Raw genomic sequence first — 17,513 nt, forward strand, 5'->3', positions numbered from 1 at the left:
ATAAAATGATACGACAATTATAAAAGCAGCAGCTGCATCAAATTTTAGCTATTTCTCCAATCCGCGTCAATGCTGACGTCGGGTGACAGCAATCAGGCAGGCTGATTCAACTGGAACTGACCGACAACCTGCCGCAGGAACAGGGTGATCGTTTCTACATCATGGGAAGATTGCTGCACCTTCAGCATATCCTGAATCAAAGCCATCATCTCGGCTTCCACTTCGGCGGAAGTCGCACGATTCTGGTGGCTGATTGCCGCGATATTTTCCATCAGGAACACGACTTCATCTACTACCTGTGTGCGCTCAGCTTCTTCCGCAGTTGCTTTCTTGAGAAGCTCTGATGCGGCCTGAACGAGAGTAGTCCCTTCTGCAAGCACCTGATCTCCTTCGGTAATCTGCTTGGAAGCTGTGCCTGCAGCATTGGAAATGCGATCCAGAATTTGATGGATATCCTCTGTCGAGGAGCGAGACACATCAGCAAGCTTGCGAATCTCTTCAGCGACGACAGAGAAGCCGCGCCCATGTTCTCCGACACGAGCAGCTTCAATCGTCGCATTCAGTGCGAGCAGATTGGTCTGTGCGGCTATTTCTTCAATGACCGCCAAGGCGCGATAGATGTCTTTCATGGTGCCGATGAACGATAGAATTGTCTGATTCGTATCGGATACGGTGCTGGATATTTGAATCATTTTGTCACCGATGCGATCTACTTCCTGTCTGGCTACCCCAATCTGCTCACTTGCCGACATCTCCAACTGCTGCAGCGTCAAACGCATGTGATCGGCAGCCTGCTTCGCTTGATCCAAATCCTGCAGTTGGGTGCGGATGGCCTGAATCATGGAACCGAGCTTGAGATTAACACGATCTGTAGTAACCTGGGTTGTCTCTGTGGATGTGCGCATGAGGTGCTGATTATCCATCACATCCTCTGTGGCCCGCTGTACTTTGAGCATGATGCTTTCGAGAGAATCGATCATATTATTAATCCATTTCGCCAGCTCGCCAGATTCATCTTGAGCAAAAGCGTTCGTGTCAAGACGCTGGGTCAGGTCACCCTTGCCCTCTGCATTAATTCGAATGAATTGACTGAGGCGGTGCAGGTCTGCATGTACCCGGTTGTACTGTTTACGATGAAGCTGCAGTGCGCCAAAAAATCCGAAGATCAGATTAAAGCCGGCAATCGCAGCAGCGCTCCAACCACTTCCTGTCAGAGCAAAGATCAGGGCAGCTGCAAGTAAAGCGGAGAGTACAATATAGATGCTGTGCTGTTTGAATTGCCGCCATCCAATACTGCGTATGCGGTACACCTCTTCCAGATCGCCTTCACACATCATGCCCCAGCGATCCGGGCAGTGGGGTAGCTGAAAGGTAATGCCCTTACCTATGACGGAAATATGGCGATAATCGGAATAACCAGGATAAGCCGCGAACAGGTTGGACCCATTCTGAATCGTTTTCGATACGCCCGGGTGTAATTGGCCCGTGGAAGGGTCTGTGAACATAAGTTCAAGCTCCGTATGCTCCTGCACACATACAGTACCCCAGTCGGTGGTTACGCCGTCTTTCAGGTTTTCACCATGGGTAAACGTTCGATCTTCGAAGCGGCTCCGTGACAAGGCAGTCCCCGGCTGCAGTTCAGGTCGCAGTACGGATGCAGCCATAAACAGGTAGTTATCCCCCGAGTCCGGATAGATATGTCCCGATTCGCGCTGAATGAGATCACCGAGTACATCACCGGGAATACGACTGCATAATGCACCTAAATATTTACCATGACGTACAATCGGGACAATGAACATCAGGGTGATGGCGTCATGAAACGTAGATGAGCGTGCTCCGATCTCCAGCGTAAGAGGATCTGAATAAGGGCCATACAAGCATTTCCTGGCGGGTGTATCTGTCAGCACATAGTTTAATCCGGGTCCAAAAGAAGAATGCTCGTGCGCAGTATAGCGTTGACCTATATGTTTCTGATATGTAGAAAATACAACCTGATGCTGCTCGTCGAGTAAAAACAATTCGGTACTATCCTGTGATCGGGTATAACCTGCCTTAAGCCAGGTTTTCAGTTTCTCTGTCCGTGATGATTCAAGCTTCATGTCTTGGGTGATCTCTGATTCCATCTGGTGAAGCATTCGATCCAGATGATTCCACTGATCATTCGCCCAATCCATCATGATCTGTCTTCTTGTCTCAGCGATCCCTTCAAAAATCTGCTCTACATCATGCTTCAGGTGTGCGTTCAACCGATAAGACCACCACAGCGGTAATCCTTTTCTCCATCCCAGCCAATCAAACATCATAACCACCCCGACTTCTGGATTTTGAACAGCTATTGAATCGTTTTGTTTTCAGAGAGTTCAAGCTAATTGTTGCTTGGAATGACAGCAGTGCCGCCGACTGCATATACTCTTTTCTATGTCTATATCCAACGTTATACATGAAATCACATGTGATTACGAGGGGATATGTACAATTTTCCGAATATTTCATCAATTAATACAAATGAATATACGCTGTTTGTAAAGGAGAATAGCTTAGCAGCGGCTGCGGGGCAGAGCGGGTTGGAGGCAGGTGAGGACAAGGGCGTTAGGTTAGAGACATATGTCTGTCCCCCAAGAAATAAAAAAACCTGACAGGCGCTGGAATAAACAATCATTCCGGCACCTATCAGGGACAATCTTCCCAGTGCGATAAATGTCACATCGCAGCTGCGATGCACATTAATCTACGATCTTTTTCTTTTTAAACTTCATCAGGAACTCATACACAATCGGCACGATTACAAGCGTGAGCAGTGTGGAACTGATCAGACCGCCGATAACGGTAATTCCGAGTCCTTTCGAGATGATACCCGCGCTTTCTTCGAGACCTGTTACCAGCGGAAGCAGAGCGCCGATAGTTGCGAGAGCAGTCATCAGGATTGGACGCAGACGTGTAGCCCCTGCTTCCAGCAGCGCTTCACGAGTGGAGAGTCCTTCATTTTCCTTATGAATAACACGGTCAATCAGTACAATGGCGTTGGTAACAACGATACCGATCAGCATCAATGCACCCATCATAGCCGATACGTCGAGCGTACCTCCTGCGATGAACAATCCAACCATGATCCCGATTACGGTAAACGGCAGGGAGAACAGGATTGCGAATGGTGCAAGTCCGCCGCCAAAGGTTACGACAAGCACAAAGTATACAATTGCAATGGCTGCCAGCATCGCCAGACCGAGCTGCGTGAACGTATCATTAATCTGTTCTGTTGTCCCGCCAAACTTCACTTCAACGCCATCCGGCAGGTTCAGCTTGTCGATGCTTGCCTGCAGGTTCTGCGAAGCTTTGGTTACATCGGATGCCAGAATGTTCGCTGTCACCTGTACAACCACTTTGCCATCAATCCGCATGATGGAGTTCGGTGAAGTACCTTCTTCCACTTTTGCTACATCTTTAATTGGAACCTGGATACCCAGTGGTGAAGTAACTGTTTCATTTTCAATATCCTTAATGCTGCTGAATGTTTTATTATCCGTTTCAACATAGACTTTGTAGGTCTTGTTATCGATGTCGACTTCCGTGAGAACCGGACGTTCCCGTACCGGACTGAGTGTCATCGCCAGTTGACCTGCCGTAAGACCGAGCTTGCTCAGCTTCTCCTGATCGGCAACCAGCGTATATTGACCGTATGTGTCCGAGATGGAGGTGCCTGCCTTTTCAAAAGAGTCCTTGTCCGCCTGAACCAGCTTCAGAACTTCTTCAGCTACAGGCTTCAACTGCTCCACATTGTCCCCGTAGATGGACAGACTCAAATTGCTGCCGCCGAATCCGCCGGACATGTCGAGTTCTTTCCATGAACCTTTGGTAACTTCCTTCTGCAGTCCTTCAACCAGCTGTTTTTTCACATCGGTGAAGTCTTTCGTGTCTTTGTTGTACTGAATGTAGAAGAGTGCCGAGTTTCCGCCGCCTCCACCCATACTGGCGAGTGGACTGCCGCCGCCGATAGAATACTGCATTTTCTCCAGACCCGGCTGTTTGAGCAGCCATTTCTCAGCAACCAATGCTTCTTTTTCTACATCTTCACGAAGTGAACCTGTTTCCGGGCTGTACGTGATCGTTACAAATTTATCTTTCTGCTCCGGCAGGAAGCTTGCGCCGATGAATGGATACAGGAACAAACTGCCGACCAATAAGATAACCGCAATAACGAAGGTAATGATCTTATGTGAGAGGGTCCAGTTCAACAGACGTTTGTAGCTTTCAGCCAGTTTGCCTGGTTTCTCATGATTTTGTTTGTTCTTGATCCCTTTGCGGAACAGGCTGTGTGCCAGCATTGGAACAATCGTGATCGCTACCAGCAGGGATGCCAGCAGGGCGAATACCATCGTTAAGGCAAACGGCATGAACAGCTCTCCGACCATACCGCTAACGAGAGCCAGCGGCAGGAATACCGCAATCGTAACAATGGTAGAGGAGAGGATCGGGATAAACATCTCGCGAGTGGCTTCACGAACCAGTTCCCGGCCTTTCAGTTTCTCATTTTTGAGTGTCAGTCTGCGGTAGATGTTCTCGATAACAACGATGGAGTCGTCGACAACACGGCCGATCGCAACGGTCATCGCTCCCAGAGTCATCATGTTCAATGTAATATCCATCAGGTCGAGCGCCGTCAATGCCATGAGCAGGGAGAGCGGAATCGAGATGATGGAGATGATTGTTGAACGGATGTTGCGCAGGAAGAGCAGGATAATCAGAATCGCGAACAGGGCACCGAAGACGGCTTTGCCCAGCATCGTATTCACGGAATCCTGAATAGGCTGACCTTGGTCAAGCAGGATAGTCAGTTCAGCATTTTTAAACTGTTTTTGCAGTTCTTCTGCTTTGTTTTTGACCGCCTTAACGACATCGACCGTATTGGCATCATTGGATTTTACCACGGAGATACCGATAGATTCCTTGCCGTTGGTGCGGGAGATCGACTCAGCTTGACCAATGACTTCGATCTTGGCAACGTCACTCAGTTTAATCGTTGGAATTCCGGCAGCACTTCCGCCGCCTGCTTGACCCGCTGCGGGGTTGGACCCCTGTACAGCGCCTGCTGCATCCTGTCCGGCTTGAGCCGAGGGATCGGCAGTTTGCCCAGTGGCTTGGCCTGCTTGAGCACCGCCGCCTTGGGAAGCCCCTGGCGCAGCAGCACCTTGTTCTGCCGCCGCTCCAGCACCCTGGCCGGAAGAAGCGCCAGCTCCGCTTGGCACAACGGGGATGGCCAGATTTTTCAGATCATCAAGACCGATGATATTGCCGTCTACAACTACGGCTTTTTGCGATTTGTCCAGTTCGAAGAGGCCGAGCGGCACACGAATGGATGAACCTTTCACAATCCCGTTCACCGTATCTTCGCGTAGTCCGAGTTCAGCCATTTTGGCCTGGTCAAACTTCAGCTTCACTTCTTTGACGTATTGACCGGAAACCTGAACTTGCGCTACACCGTCAATATCTTCGATGGCAGGTTTGATGTCTGAGTCTACAAGTCGCGTCAGTTCCTCCAGATCACCGCCGTCTTTATCGGACAGGCTCAGGGATACAACGGGGAATGAGTTAATGCTGAATTTGGAGATCGTTGGTTTCTGCACACTGTCCGGCAGCTGCACCTCGTTGAGTGCTTCGCGGACCGTGGCGGTTGCGTTTGTCAGATCGGTTCCGTAGTCGAACTCAAGTGTGATGGATGCTGCATTCTCCATTGATGTGGAGGTGACTGTCTTCACACCATCGACGTTGCGCAGTTTCTGTTCGAGCGGCTTGGTGACATCTTCTACAATACCTTCTGGAGCAGCACCCGGATCAATCGCTGTGACATTCAGAAACGGTACATTGATGTTCGGAATGGTCTCCTGTTTCATCGTCGTTCCGCTGTATAAACCTGCGAATGAGATGATGATGGTCAGAATCCAGATTGCAAACTTGTTGTTCAGTGAAAAGTTAATAATTCCTTTCATATGTTGGTTACTTCTCCTCTCTGTTTCTCCTGTTTATGTTTGTGACGAGTCAGCCTGGATAAACCGGTTATACATGGTATCCATAATGTACTGAAGCTCGGAGTGCATAGGTTTAAGGATAGTCACGCCTTCCAGGTTACGCATCATGCCGAGAATGATCGCGCGTCTTGGGGAAAATTCCATGATCTCCTGCCTAAGTATGGCAAGGGTCTCAAGTACATCATTTCTGGATTGTCCTGCAGGCAGCTCGCTTGAAGCAGTATCCTGCATCTGTTTCAGAATATGGGCAGGATGGCGCAGCATGGTAACATCCGATTGGGGTTCGGCGATCCAGGCAGGCCACTGCTCTAGTGGAATGAGCGGTACGGGCCGATGCTGCAGATAACCCTGTGCTGCATAATCCAACGACAGCAGGAGGTTGGCTGCCATTTTGTTTACCGTAAGGTTCGGCATTTCAGTAAACCAGATTTTCACATACGATAGAAGAAGCCCATTCGTTAGTAAGATGAGATCGATTGTATAAGGTTCAATCTCGGAGCCGTACAGGTCCTCCAGCTTGCTTTTGAACCAATGCAGTGTACGAATCTCGATATCTCTTTGCTGAGGGGTGCAGCGTTCCTTACGCAGCTGCTCATCGTCCATCATCATGCTTCGCATCTGCACGCGCAAAAATTCCTTTAATTCGGAGACGTGTGTCAGCAGCACCTCGATCTGTTTCTGCAGCCGCTCTCTGGATGACAGGCTGGTTTCCTGCTCAATCTGGGACATCTCGTCCATCAGAATGTATACACAGTACTCCAGGGTACTCGCTTCCAGCTCTTCTTTGGACTTGAACATCAGATATAAGCTGCCTTTGGACATCCCGCATAACTCGGCAATCTCCTGCATGGAGGTGGCGGCACTGCCCTTGGCAGCAAACAGCTTGAGCGCTGTAGTGATGATCAGTTTTCTCTTTTCGTTCATCCCATGGATCGGGTTCATGAAGGGTACGTTCACCTCACTGGGAACTCTTGAGTTCTTGAATTGACTTTATGGTCAAACTAAGTATAAACGATGTAAATGAGGGATTACAAATGTGCGCGATGCAGGGGGTGAAAACGAACCTAAATTCGACTGAGAGTGAACTGGAAAAAATGCATTGAACAGGCTCTGAAGCCTCCTCAGGACAAGAGAATGAAGAGGAAGCAAAGTTTAATGAAGTGGAGGCAGAGCGAAGGTAAGAGAAAAGAAAAGAGACTATGCTCCCTGAAAATCGAAAATAGCAAGCATGAGAACTGCTGCCAGAGAGACGAGATAGAAGAGTGCCAGTACTATCAAAATGGAGTACCCCGTGTATGCACTGATACGTACCAACCATTTTTTCTTCAAGTAATCCCCTCCTTTATTCCGCTGAGCTAACAAGATTTGCTCACGTATTACATTATATCCCAAACGGCCTATCATACCTAAAATATTCTACCTGAAAAATTGTACTTACAAAAGACGACTTCCTGATTGAAGTCGCCTTTCGGAATGTATAATGAGCCTCATGCTGCATTACATTACGTAATAATTTTCAATCCAACCGCTGCCACCAAAATCATCGCAATGAACAGCAGCCGCTTCGCTTCCTTTCGCTCCCCAAACAGAAGCATACCCGTTGCGGTACTTCCCACCGTACCGATTCCTGTCCATACCGCATAGGCTGTACCCATAGGAATGGATGTCATGGCATAGGATAACAGCGAAAAGCTGAACACAAACGATACCAGCATCAGGACAATATAAGGCCAGCCCTTGCGCGTAGAAGCCCCGTTAATGCCGATGACCCCAAAAATTTCACAGATTCCCGCACCTACAATTGCAAGCCATGCCATTAGACGGCACCTCCTTTAACCTGTGGTTTCTGATTTTCCTGCTGGTCTGTTACCAGCTTCAGTCCAATGACGCCGCAGAGGAGCAGTCCGATCAGCAGCATTTTAGTCAAACGGAACGGCTCACCGAACAGCAGCATTTCGGTCAACACTGTACCGGCTGTACCAATCCCTGTAAACACGGCGTAGACCGTACCAACGGGCAGTCTTTTGGCAGCGGCAATAATAAGCCCGAAGCTGATCATAATGGCGATTGCTGTCAATGCCCATTCCCAGGCATTCGAGGCATGCTTCAATCCGCTGACCCAGACAATTTCAATGATTCCTCCTATAAAAACGTATAACCAGTTGCGGTTCATGATGTTTAATCTCCTTCTGGCACAACAGGAAGTGCCTCTTTATTCATGCTGTGTATTCCAATCCAAAAGACGGGCCAGGCTGCATCGAGGCGTCGTTTATACCGACGTGAGCTTCCGTAGATAATCTCAACCGTAATGCCATCGAGAAATGTCATAAAAGCGATGGCGGCCTGTTCGGCAGAAACAGGCGGAATATCTCCTTCGCGAATTGCTCGCTGTAGCAGTCTGGATAAAGTACGCTCCATCCCATCCAGAAATGGATACACCAGGTCCATCACATGACTGTACAGATCCGGCGGCGGATAATAACAATTGCGGAGCATCAGCCTGGCAGAAGCATGATCCTGATATTCCTGTTCAAACCACACCAGCAGTCCCCGCAGACGCTCTTCCAGCGGCAGGTGGGCATGATCCCGGAAATATTCCAGAGTGTGCCGACGTACTTCATGAAATGCATGGTCCAGCGTGCTCATAAACAGATCTTCTTTGCCGCTGAAATGCGCATATATAGAGGGTTTCTTAATCCCGACTTCATCAGCGATCGCTCTCAGCGAGGCCCCTTCGTAGCCGTCTCTTGCAAAATGAAACAGGGCTGCATCCCGGATAGAATATGCAGTCATTATATTCACCTTCCTAACGGTCGTTAGGTAACATTTTTTCACGATTCATATTATATGTCAAGAATGAAAATACATCCGCCGCACGTGAAGAGTGCAGACGGATGTATTTCGCTAAGTGGATAAATTTGAATTTTGTTGTGATATGAAGTCGTTATATAGGGCTCAGCAGATCCATTCACAAAACGGAGAGAACGGATAGAGCCTGAAAAGTGAACGTGTAAATACCCTTTTGTTCAACGGGTACAAATGCGCCGATCATCAGAAGGTAGTAAAGCCGAGAATAAGCTGCAGTTTGTACAGAATGCCTTTCAGGAAGGTTGTTTTCTCCTGAAACTCCTCCAAATTCAAAGTGAACTCGGCATCCTCGTTCGTCCAGATACGCTTGAAATAATTTGCAATGTCGACGGTAAATGCATTGTCTGCCGGGGCTGCAGCCCAAATGTTATTTTCCAGATTATAATCATTCAGATTCCGGGGGGTGAAATTGGTTGACCCGCCGAGTACGATATGATCTCCAGCAGCCTTCGCGATATACATCATCTTGGTATGGTACTGCTCTTTGGTGGTGTTGTACCAGCGAATCTGGATTTTTCCGTTCGATTTGTCATGCAGCTCAGCGGCCACAGGACGATTGGGGATACCGATCTTCTCCTGACCGAAGGCATTTTCGTTGGGATCAAGTATAAGCCGGATGTCGGCTCCTCGCTCCGAGGCGTCCAGTAATGCCTCCAGTACTTTGGGTGAAGCGATATAGAACATGCCCATCCAGATTGTATCCCCTTTTTCCGCTTGGCTAAGCTCACTCAGCAAAGCATCATTGACTTTGCCTTCGGTCAAATATCGCAGGCGAATAGGTCCATCATTTTCGCTCGGTTTCCCGGACGGGGAGGTCTCGGAAGTATCGGTATATGTGGGCAGCTGACCTCCACCGGATATATCGACAACAGCCTGCTCCGATTGAATGATATCACCAATGATTGGCCCGTTGACTTCAAATCCAATGTTGGAATGGTACGCGCTGGGATCATGAATGTTGCCTGAGGATACAATAGCCGTCTTTTCACTGGCAACCACCTTGCGGTGATTTGCCTTCACGTTCAGCAGTTTTAGATACGAACGCAGCGTGACATCGGGACCATCTGTCGCCATCAGGTTAGGAATCCACCCCTTCCCGGACTGACCAAACCACTGGAAGAACGTGCGCCAGACCGCAGAATACACCGGTGTAGAATCCCGTAGTGGATCATCATTAGTGACAACGACCTGTATGTCAGCCTGTTTCATCTCTTCCAGTAGTTGATTGGGAGCGGAGTTATAGTTGGTGTTTACTTCATCCGTAATGAACCAGATGTCCATGTCGGGATGCTTCATTTTTTTGGCAATGAGCGCATCGGTAAACTCTTGACTGACAGGTGGGAAGTTCTGCCCCTTGTGCTGGTAGTTGTTGAATAGAAACATATCAACCAGAACAAACTGTTCTGCATCCTCGACGACCTGCAGCATGCGCTGAAAAATCTGCTGTTCATGCTGCATCTGTCCATCGGAAGAAGGGTATGTGAGATCATGAAGGAACTCCATATTCTTCACCCGGTATTCCTGGCTTTCATAAGAGATGCCTGGCGGCAGCGGTTTATAGGTCTGATAGAGCATAACCGCAATAAGCCAAAGGATAAGTAATACAAGTGCTGTGCGTATGTATGGAAATTTGCCACGAGAAGATCTGCGGTCAGAGGTATGGCGGCGCAATGAAACCAACGGTGGATTCCCCCTTTTCTGTTTGCTGACGTTTATTACCACATGGATAGCGATGTTGACGCAGGAGACATGATTCGGATGTTGTGTGGGTGACATGAGGGTCTGTTACAGGCCGAATCAGGTAATTTGATTTGGATGAATCGACAGCCGCAGAGCCGTTGTGTATAATGAACGTATTATTTTTGTAGAACGTTTATGGAGAGAAAGTAGGTAATCGCGTGTATTCCATCAAACAAGTCGCTGCTATGCTGGGCATTCAGGCGGTCACGCTCCGGGCTTGGGAAAGTCGGTATAATGCAGTCACCCCTGAGCGGACGGATTCGGGTTATCGCATGTACACGGAAGAGAATATTGCGGATCTGCGCTGGCTGAAAGAACAGATTGATCAGCATCAGGCCAGCATCTCCGAGGCTGTACGCATGTTAAAGGTCAGGAAAGCGAATGTGCCCGATGCAGAAGCTGCTGCAGCCATGCCGATGGTTCCACCGGTACCTGTGATGGAAGAGGCTTATGCACAGATGGCAGATCAGATCTATGACTCTCTTTACCATTTTCAGGGTGAGCGTGCCAACGGTTTGATTGATTTTGGCTTCACGATGTACGGATATGACAGCATGTTCTACCATGTGCTCGTACCGATTCTTGTTCGGGTTGGAGACGCATGGGAAGAGGGGCGTGCAACGGTAGCGCAGGAGCACTTCATGACACAGCTGATTTCACAGCGGTTTTATCAGTTTTTCCATCTGTTCCCGATCTATCCGCATCTGCCCAAAGTTCTGGCTCTTTGTCCGGAAGGGGAGCATCACCAGGTTGGTTTACTGCTGTTCTCTCTATTTATGCGTAAAAATGGAGCAGAAGTCCTGTATCTCGGAGCCAATACGCCGGAAGAAGGGGTATTTCCAATCCTCCGTGAGCAGAAAATCAAATTAGTCTGTCTATCCATCACAAACCCTGGACTTGTTGAAGCTTGCGACCAGTTGATTGGCCGAATTCAGGACGAGTTCCCTCAGATCCGTTTCGTGCTTGGGGGCAAAGGGTTTGAACGTGCGGAGAATGCTCGTTACCCGGAGTGGATCATGCCTGAAGATTCGGCAGACTGGCAGTCTTGGATCGAACGAGAATATTTTACAGAACGACCGTTCGGGGCTGAACAGGCGAGAGGATAACAATTAAACATACGGCGACTGCTGATCGAACGGACATAAGGCGAACGTCGGTGGAATAGATTCATATATAGCGGACATCCTCTGATCGAAAGATCAAAGGATGTTTTTTTTGTGGTGAATAATGAGGATATCGGGACAAAGTTGAAAGATGATATTTTTCCTGTTAGGTGCCATTTTGAATGGGGTGTTCAGGACATTAGCGTATAAAAAGAGAATTAATTTGACCCGTCGGTCATTTTATGTTTTACTTGTCGTATAATATTTGTACATCATTTGTATAATGTTTTTCGGTTTAGCCGCTTAAAGTGTTACCGAGCGGTTTAATAATAGGTTAGGGGCTTGAGAACTAGAGATATTCCCTACATAGAAAGGTGAGTGGCATGATACCGAATCAACAACGCAAACGTGCAGCTGTCATTGGCGCAGGTCCGGGTGGACTTGCAGCGGCCATGTTATTGTCCGGTCAGGGTTATGAGGTTGACGTGTACGAGAAACAGCAGGCCATTGGCGGACGTTCTTCCCGTCTGGAGCTTGGTGAATACAAGTTTGATCGCGGGGCTACGTTTTTGATGATGCCTCAGCTGATTGAAGAAATGTTTGACGTGGTCGGACGCAAGCTGTCTGATTATGTAGATATGAAAGAACTGACCCCGCTGTACGCTTTGAACTTTGGAGATAAGGTATTCACGCCTTCACGCAATCGGGAGGATACAGCAGCACAGATCAAGGAGCTGTTCCCCGGCAACGAAGAGAATTACCTCCGGTACATGCGGGACGAGGAAGTGAAGTTTGGCAAAGTCATGCCGCTGCTCCGCCGTCCATTTGGCAAACTCACCGATTATTTACGCAAAGATGCGATTACCGCACTGCCTAAGCTTGATATAAATAATACCGTGTACGGCATTCTTTCCCGTTATTTTACCGATGAACGTCTGCGCTGGGCATTTACGTTCCAGTCCAAGTATTTGGGCATGTCCGCATGGGATTGTCCGGGGACGTTTACGATTCTATCGTTTATCGAGCACCAATACGGACTGTTTCATCCAATCGGCGGCGTGAATCGGGTATTCCAAGCGATGGCCGATGTCGTTGAAGAGAATGGCGGACGTATTCACACGAGTACACCTGTGAAGCAGGTTATTGTTCGTGATGGTCGCGCAGAGGGTGTACTGCTTGAAAACGGTGAACGGATTGAAGCCGATCATGTCGTAGTCAATGCCGACTTTGCCCATGCAGTGAACCATTTGTTCGAACCTGGCGTACTTAAAAAATATACACCCGAAAAAATGAAGCGAAAAAAATATTCCTGTTCCACAGCGATGCTGTATCTGGGTGTAGATGGCGAGATCGGCCTGCCGCATCATTCGATCTATTTTCCGGAAGATTACCGGGTAAACGTAGACGAAATTACCAAACACAAAATACTGTCTGCAGACCCGTCTCTATATGTTCATAACCCATCGAGGCTCGATCCGACACTCGCTCCGGCAGGAAAATCTGCACTTTATGTGCTGATGCCGACACCAAACCTTACAGGAGATATCGATTGGGAGGCCGAACGAGCGAAAGTGCAGGAAGCTATGCTGAAGCGGCTCGAAGCGATTCCTGAACTGGCAGATATCCGTGGGCGCATTGAAGAATGCATGATGTTCACCCCGCTGGATTGGCAGAATGAACTGGACGTATACCAAGGGGCTACGTTCAACATGGCTCATAACCTGGGTCAGATGATGTATCTCAGACCGCATAATCAGTTTGAGGAATTGGAACGCGTTTGGCTGGTGGGCGGAGGTACCCATCCGGGCAGCGGCTTGCCGACCATTTTCGAATCGGCGCGAATCAGTGTCAGATTGATTCAGGAAGAGGATGCACGGAGACGTACCAAGCCATCCTCCTACGTGAAGACTGCCCGGGCCGGAGGACACTCATGAAGCGGGCTGCTGTTGTAGGTGCAGGAATTGGAGGGCTTACCTCAGCTTTGCTGCTGAACCGTCAGGGATGGGATGTTACGGTGTACGAGCGAGGCTCCCGCGTAGGTGGACGGATTGCTTTTGAACAGGAAGGGGATTACCGGATTGATCAGGGGCCAACGATTGTCCTGCTGCCCGAGATGCTGCTTGGCATTCTGGAAGAGGCCGGTGTCGATCGCTCCAAAATTGAGCTGCTGCGCTGTGATCCTTTATACCGGGTGCACTATCACAGTGGACGTGTTATGACCAAGATGACAGACCGGGTGGAGCAGACCGCAGAGATTGAACGGTTGTTCCCGGGAGAAGGTCGTGGATTCACGAGATTCATGGAGGATATGGATACGTTGTTTCCCGCAGGACGGGCAGCCTTTCTGGAGCAGATGTTTCCTCGCAAAAGGGACTTCTTCACCCCTTCGCTCATGGCGCTTATGGGCAGGCTGCGTGCGCACAAGAGTGTGCGGAAGGCAGTAGGGGATTATTTCGAACATGAAGAACTGCTCGATGCGTATTCGCTGCAAAGTTTGTATATCGGTGGATCGCCCTTTGGCACACCGGGCATTTATTCATTGCTTCCTTACGCCGAGCATGAGTATGGCATCTGGATGGTGAAGGGCGGTTACGCGGCTCTGCCCGTTATTTTGGAGCAGGAACTGCTCTCTCGCGGCGGCAAGATCAAGCTGAATACAGAGGTTACCGGATTGAAGATCAGCCATGGAGTATGCGAGGGTATTGAAACGGCTGAAGGTGCTGAAGAGGTGGATGCCGTAATCTACAACGGGGATTTTCCGAACTTGAGCGGGCTGCTCAAGCAGATACCGGAAGCACCCGTGAAACGCAAGCCGTATCGGCCTTCATCGGGATGTGTACTGATCTATGCTGGAGCAGACAAAAGGTGGGATGATGCCGCAGCGCATCAGTTTTTCCTGCCGCCAAGTCTGGATGGTAGTTTGCGCCAAGTGTTCAACGAGCGCCGCATTCCGGCGAAGCCATCCTTTTACGTATTCAATCCGGCTGCGGTGGACGAGACAGCTGCACCTCCGGAACAGAGCGTACTGTATTTTCTCATTCCGGTACCGGACGCAGAGGGCGTGCACTGGGAACAGGAGAGTGAGGCGCTGGCAGAACGGGTGCTTCAGGAAGCGGAAGAGCGGGGATTCCCGGGACTGCGTGCAGCGCTGCAGTGGAAAAAGGTACGTACACCAGCCGACGCCGCGCGTGACGGCCTTTATGGCGGAGGAAGCTTTGGCATTGCTCCTGTCCTGTTTCAGTCCGGAGTATATCGCCCGCAGCCTAAGCCGTTTCCGAAAATTCAAGGTTTGTACGCTGCCGGGGCTTCGGTACATCCAGGAGGCGGCGTGCCTATTGTGATGCAGGGCGCAAGGATGGCTGTCAATCAACTCATGAAGGAGATGGGGAAATGAACGAAGCAATTTTGAGCAGGTGTGAAGAGTTGATGCAGAAGGGCTCCTCGTCTTTTTATCAGGCATTTAAAGGCCTGCCAAGTCCCCGCCGCGAGGCGGTGTATGTTATCTATGCGTTCTGCCGCATGATTGATGACAGTGTAGATGAACCCGAACAATCAACATATACGATCCATGAGATTCGTGATTTATTTGAACACCTCGAAGAGGCGGAAGGACATTTTATCTGGCCGGCCCTGAGATGGCTGTTCAGCAGCTTCCCTCATCTGGACAAAGGCCCGTTTTTCCGTCAGATGGAAGGACAATTAACGGATCTGGAAGTGACCCATTATACAACGCTGAAACAGCTGGAACACTATTGTTATCTGGTTGCTGGAACGGTAGGGGAAATGCTGCTGCCTGTGCTGCGTAATGATAACGGTGCGGAAGTGGCGATGAATGGTATTGCACTGGGTAAAGGCATGCAGATCGTGAACATTATTCGTGACGTAGGTGAAGACCGGGCCAGAATGCGCCGCTATGTACCGCTGGAGATCATGGAGAAACACGGCTACTCCGAGCAGGACTGGGAAGACGGTGTTGTGGATGATCGATTTATTGCCATTATTCAGGATTTGAAAGATGCAGCTTTAAACTGGTTCCGGATCGGCATGGATCGTCTGGACACCTATCCGGTAGAGAGTGCCTTTTCGATTGAGTTAGCCGCGGCCTTCTATTCGACGATTCTGCACGCCGTGGAGCGTAACGACTACGATGTATACACGAAACGGGCTTATGTCAGCGATGAATTGAAACTGGAGATGCTGGGTGCGATTGTGAAACGTTATCCGATGCTGGCGTATCAAGCTTCCCGAATGGCGGTATCCTGATGGTTCAGTGGGTATACTGGGTCTGGTATGCCATCGGTGCCATCCTGATGCTTACGATAGGTGTGCCTGAGGCGTTATCTTTTTCCAATGGACTCTTTCTGGTGTTTTACGCACTTTGTGTACTGGATCTTATCTATCAGAAGCAAAATTACCGATCTGATCTGTCCGACCAGTCAGTCAAATGGCTGCGTCCCGGCCTCTGGATATCTTCTTTCATCATCTGGCTGGGCGGGATGGGCGTGGAATGGATCGGTGTACATACACACTGGCCTTTTGGCGAGTACGCTTACTCGGATTTCTTCGGCATACATCTGTTCAGCGTTCCGGTAACGCTTGGATTTGCCTGGATTGCCGTCGTGGGCAATTCGGCACTGATCAGCGGCGGCGGATCAACGTGGGGTGGTAAGTTAGTGCGAGCCCTCAAAACGGGATTTTGGGCCATTGTGCTGGATTTGGTACTTGACCCTGTGGCTCATGCAAGAGGATTTTGGGAATGGCAGGCTCCGGGCGGGTTCTATGGTGTCCCGTGGACAAACTACATCAGCTGGTTCATTATGGGCGCATTGCTGTCTCTCTTTTTGCCGGCTATGCCGAAGGATCGACGTTCTTTACTCCGGGCAAAATGGCTGTACCAGCTATTTATTCTTTTGTTCGGTCTGCTTGCCCTTAAGGAAGGGATAACAGGCAGTTTCATCATTGCCATTGCAGGTGTGCTGCTTGCTGAGGGGAGCTGGCTGTATGATCCGCGCCGCAAAGTCCAAAGCGTTTGACCGAGTCTTCTCGCTGTACAACCATTATTATTTGCTGCGCAGACATTTCCGTTCGTTTACGCTCTCGGGTTCGCTTGACCCGCAGATGATGGAACGTAATGGCGCGAAAGGGATGCTGCCTATGGCACCGGATCAGCCTGTTGTTTATTTCATGAACCACAGTTCGTGGTGGGATGGACTGCTGCTGTATCATGCGGCGAAGCAAACCTCGCGCGGGGATCATTATGTGATGATGGAGGAGCGGCAGCTTCGGCAGTATGCTTTTTTTCGCAAACTTGGGGCGTATTCAATTAATAAAGACAGTGCTTCTGGTGTGCGGACATCGCTGCAGTATACGAGTGAGCTGCTGGCTGCTGGCAAAAGGGTCTGGATTTTCCCGCAGGGTGAAATTCTTCATCAGGAGGCGCGGCCGATTCAGTTCCGTCCGGGTATCGGACTTGTGCTTCGTCGTTTTCCGCAGGCTGCTGCCGTGCCAGTCACCTTATGTCATGGCATGGTTCAGCATGACCTGCCGGAAATTTCAATGAAGGCTGGCCCACCAATCATGGAAAATTGGAACGTGTGGAAGAGTGAAGAGATCGCAGAGCGGCTGGGCATTGTACTGGAGCAGCAGCTGAATGATCACAGATCAGCGTTGATTCGACTTGGACAAGGAAGTCTACCGGATGCGAGGTCATTGATTCGGGGTATGCGTTCCACTAGCGAGAAATACGATAAGGCAAGAAAGCGGGTGAACCGATAAC

At 49.5% G+C, this 17,513-nt stretch carries 14 protein-coding genes; 6 read left to right on the forward strand and 8 right to left on the reverse strand.

Annotation, left to right across the window (positions count from 1 at the left end; translation table 11 throughout):
* Window positions 1-92: 92 nt before the first annotated feature.
* The 8 genes from ABXS70_RS28865 to ABXS70_RS28900 form a co-directional block, all read right to left on the reverse strand.
* The gene (locus tag ABXS70_RS28865) at window positions 93-2,306 is read right to left on the reverse strand and encodes a methyl-accepting chemotaxis protein (RefSeq protein ID WP_342553112.1); all 2,214 of its coding nucleotides are present in this window, start codon (window positions 2,304-2,306) and stop codon (window positions 93-95) included.
* 420 nt (window positions 2,307-2,726) lie between these two features.
* Window positions 2,727-5,987, reverse strand: coding sequence for an efflux RND transporter permease subunit (locus tag ABXS70_RS28870; RefSeq protein WP_366292860.1), 3,261 nt, complete (start codon window positions 5,985-5,987; stop codon window positions 2,727-2,729).
* A 33-nt stretch (window positions 5,988-6,020) separates the two neighbouring features.
* Window positions 6,021-6,968, reverse strand: a complete 948-nt coding sequence (locus ABXS70_RS28875) for a TetR/AcrR family transcriptional regulator (protein WP_342553110.1) — start codon at window positions 6,966-6,968, stop codon at window positions 6,021-6,023.
* A 255-nt stretch (window positions 6,969-7,223) separates the two neighbouring features.
* Window positions 7,224-7,355, reverse strand: a complete 132-nt coding sequence (locus ABXS70_RS28880; protein ID WP_342553109.1) for a hypothetical protein — start codon at window positions 7,353-7,355, stop codon at window positions 7,224-7,226.
* Window positions 7,356-7,528: 173 nt separating this feature from the next.
* Window positions 7,529-7,843 (reverse strand): multidrug efflux SMR transporter, encoded by a 315-nt coding sequence (locus ABXS70_RS28885; RefSeq protein ID WP_342553108.1) that lies wholly within the window; start codon window positions 7,841-7,843, stop codon window positions 7,529-7,531.
* Window positions 7,843-8,199 (reverse strand): multidrug efflux SMR transporter, encoded by a 357-nt coding sequence (locus tag ABXS70_RS28890; RefSeq protein ID WP_342553107.1) that lies wholly within the window; start codon window positions 8,197-8,199, stop codon window positions 7,843-7,845. The genes ABXS70_RS28885 and ABXS70_RS28890 overlap by 1 nt, the downstream gene beginning before the upstream one ends.
* A gap of 5 nt (window positions 8,200-8,204) precedes the next feature.
* The gene (locus ABXS70_RS28895; RefSeq protein ID WP_366292865.1) at window positions 8,205-8,819 is read right to left on the reverse strand and encodes a TetR/AcrR family transcriptional regulator; all 615 of its coding nucleotides are present in this window, start codon (window positions 8,817-8,819) and stop codon (window positions 8,205-8,207) included.
* A 258-nt stretch (window positions 8,820-9,077) separates the two neighbouring features.
* On the reverse strand, window positions 9,078-10,574 hold the full coding sequence (locus ABXS70_RS28900) for a phospholipase D family protein (protein WP_342553105.1): 1,497 nt from the start codon (window positions 10,572-10,574) through the stop codon (window positions 9,078-9,080).
* 218 nt (window positions 10,575-10,792) lie between these two features.
* Here ABXS70_RS28900 and ABXS70_RS28905 point away from each other — a divergent pair, with 218 nt between their 5' ends.
* The 6 genes from ABXS70_RS28905 to ABXS70_RS28930 all read left to right on the forward strand — a co-directional run bounded on the left by ABXS70_RS28905 (window position 10,793) and on the right by ABXS70_RS28930 (window position 17,512).
* Window positions 10,793-11,740: a MerR family transcriptional regulator gene (locus ABXS70_RS28905; protein WP_342553104.1), complete on the forward strand. Its 948-nt coding sequence runs from the start codon at window positions 10,793-10,795 to the stop codon at window positions 11,738-11,740.
* Between the two features lie 380 nt (window positions 11,741-12,120).
* Complete coding sequence (gene crtI / locus ABXS70_RS28910) at window positions 12,121-13,671, forward strand: phytoene desaturase family protein (protein ID WP_342553103.1); 1,551 nt, start codon at window positions 12,121-12,123, stop codon at window positions 13,669-13,671.
* Complete coding sequence (crtI, locus tag ABXS70_RS28915) at window positions 13,668-15,131, forward strand: phytoene desaturase family protein (RefSeq protein WP_342553102.1); 1,464 nt, start codon at window positions 13,668-13,670, stop codon at window positions 15,129-15,131. Before crtI (ABXS70_RS28910) ends, crtI (ABXS70_RS28915) begins: the two co-directional genes overlap by 4 nt.
* Window positions 15,128-16,000 (forward strand): phytoene/squalene synthase family protein, encoded by an 873-nt coding sequence (locus tag ABXS70_RS28920; RefSeq protein ID WP_342553101.1) that lies wholly within the window; start codon window positions 15,128-15,130, stop codon window positions 15,998-16,000. Before crtI (ABXS70_RS28915) ends, ABXS70_RS28920 begins: the two co-directional genes overlap by 4 nt.
* Complete coding sequence (locus tag ABXS70_RS28925; RefSeq protein ID WP_342553100.1) at window positions 16,000-16,770, forward strand: carotenoid biosynthesis protein; 771 nt, start codon at window positions 16,000-16,002, stop codon at window positions 16,768-16,770. Before ABXS70_RS28920 ends, ABXS70_RS28925 begins: the two co-directional genes overlap by 1 nt.
* A complete protein-coding gene (locus tag ABXS70_RS28930) occupies window positions 16,739-17,512 on the forward strand; it encodes a lysophospholipid acyltransferase family protein (RefSeq protein WP_342553099.1) in 774 nt (257 codons plus the stop codon). The genes ABXS70_RS28925 and ABXS70_RS28930 overlap by 32 nt, the downstream gene beginning before the upstream one ends.
* Window position 17,513: the final 1 nt, after the last annotated feature.

Source organism: Paenibacillus sp. AN1007 (assembly GCF_040702995.1).
Classification (GTDB): Bacteria; Bacillota; Bacilli; order Paenibacillales; family Paenibacillaceae; genus Paenibacillus.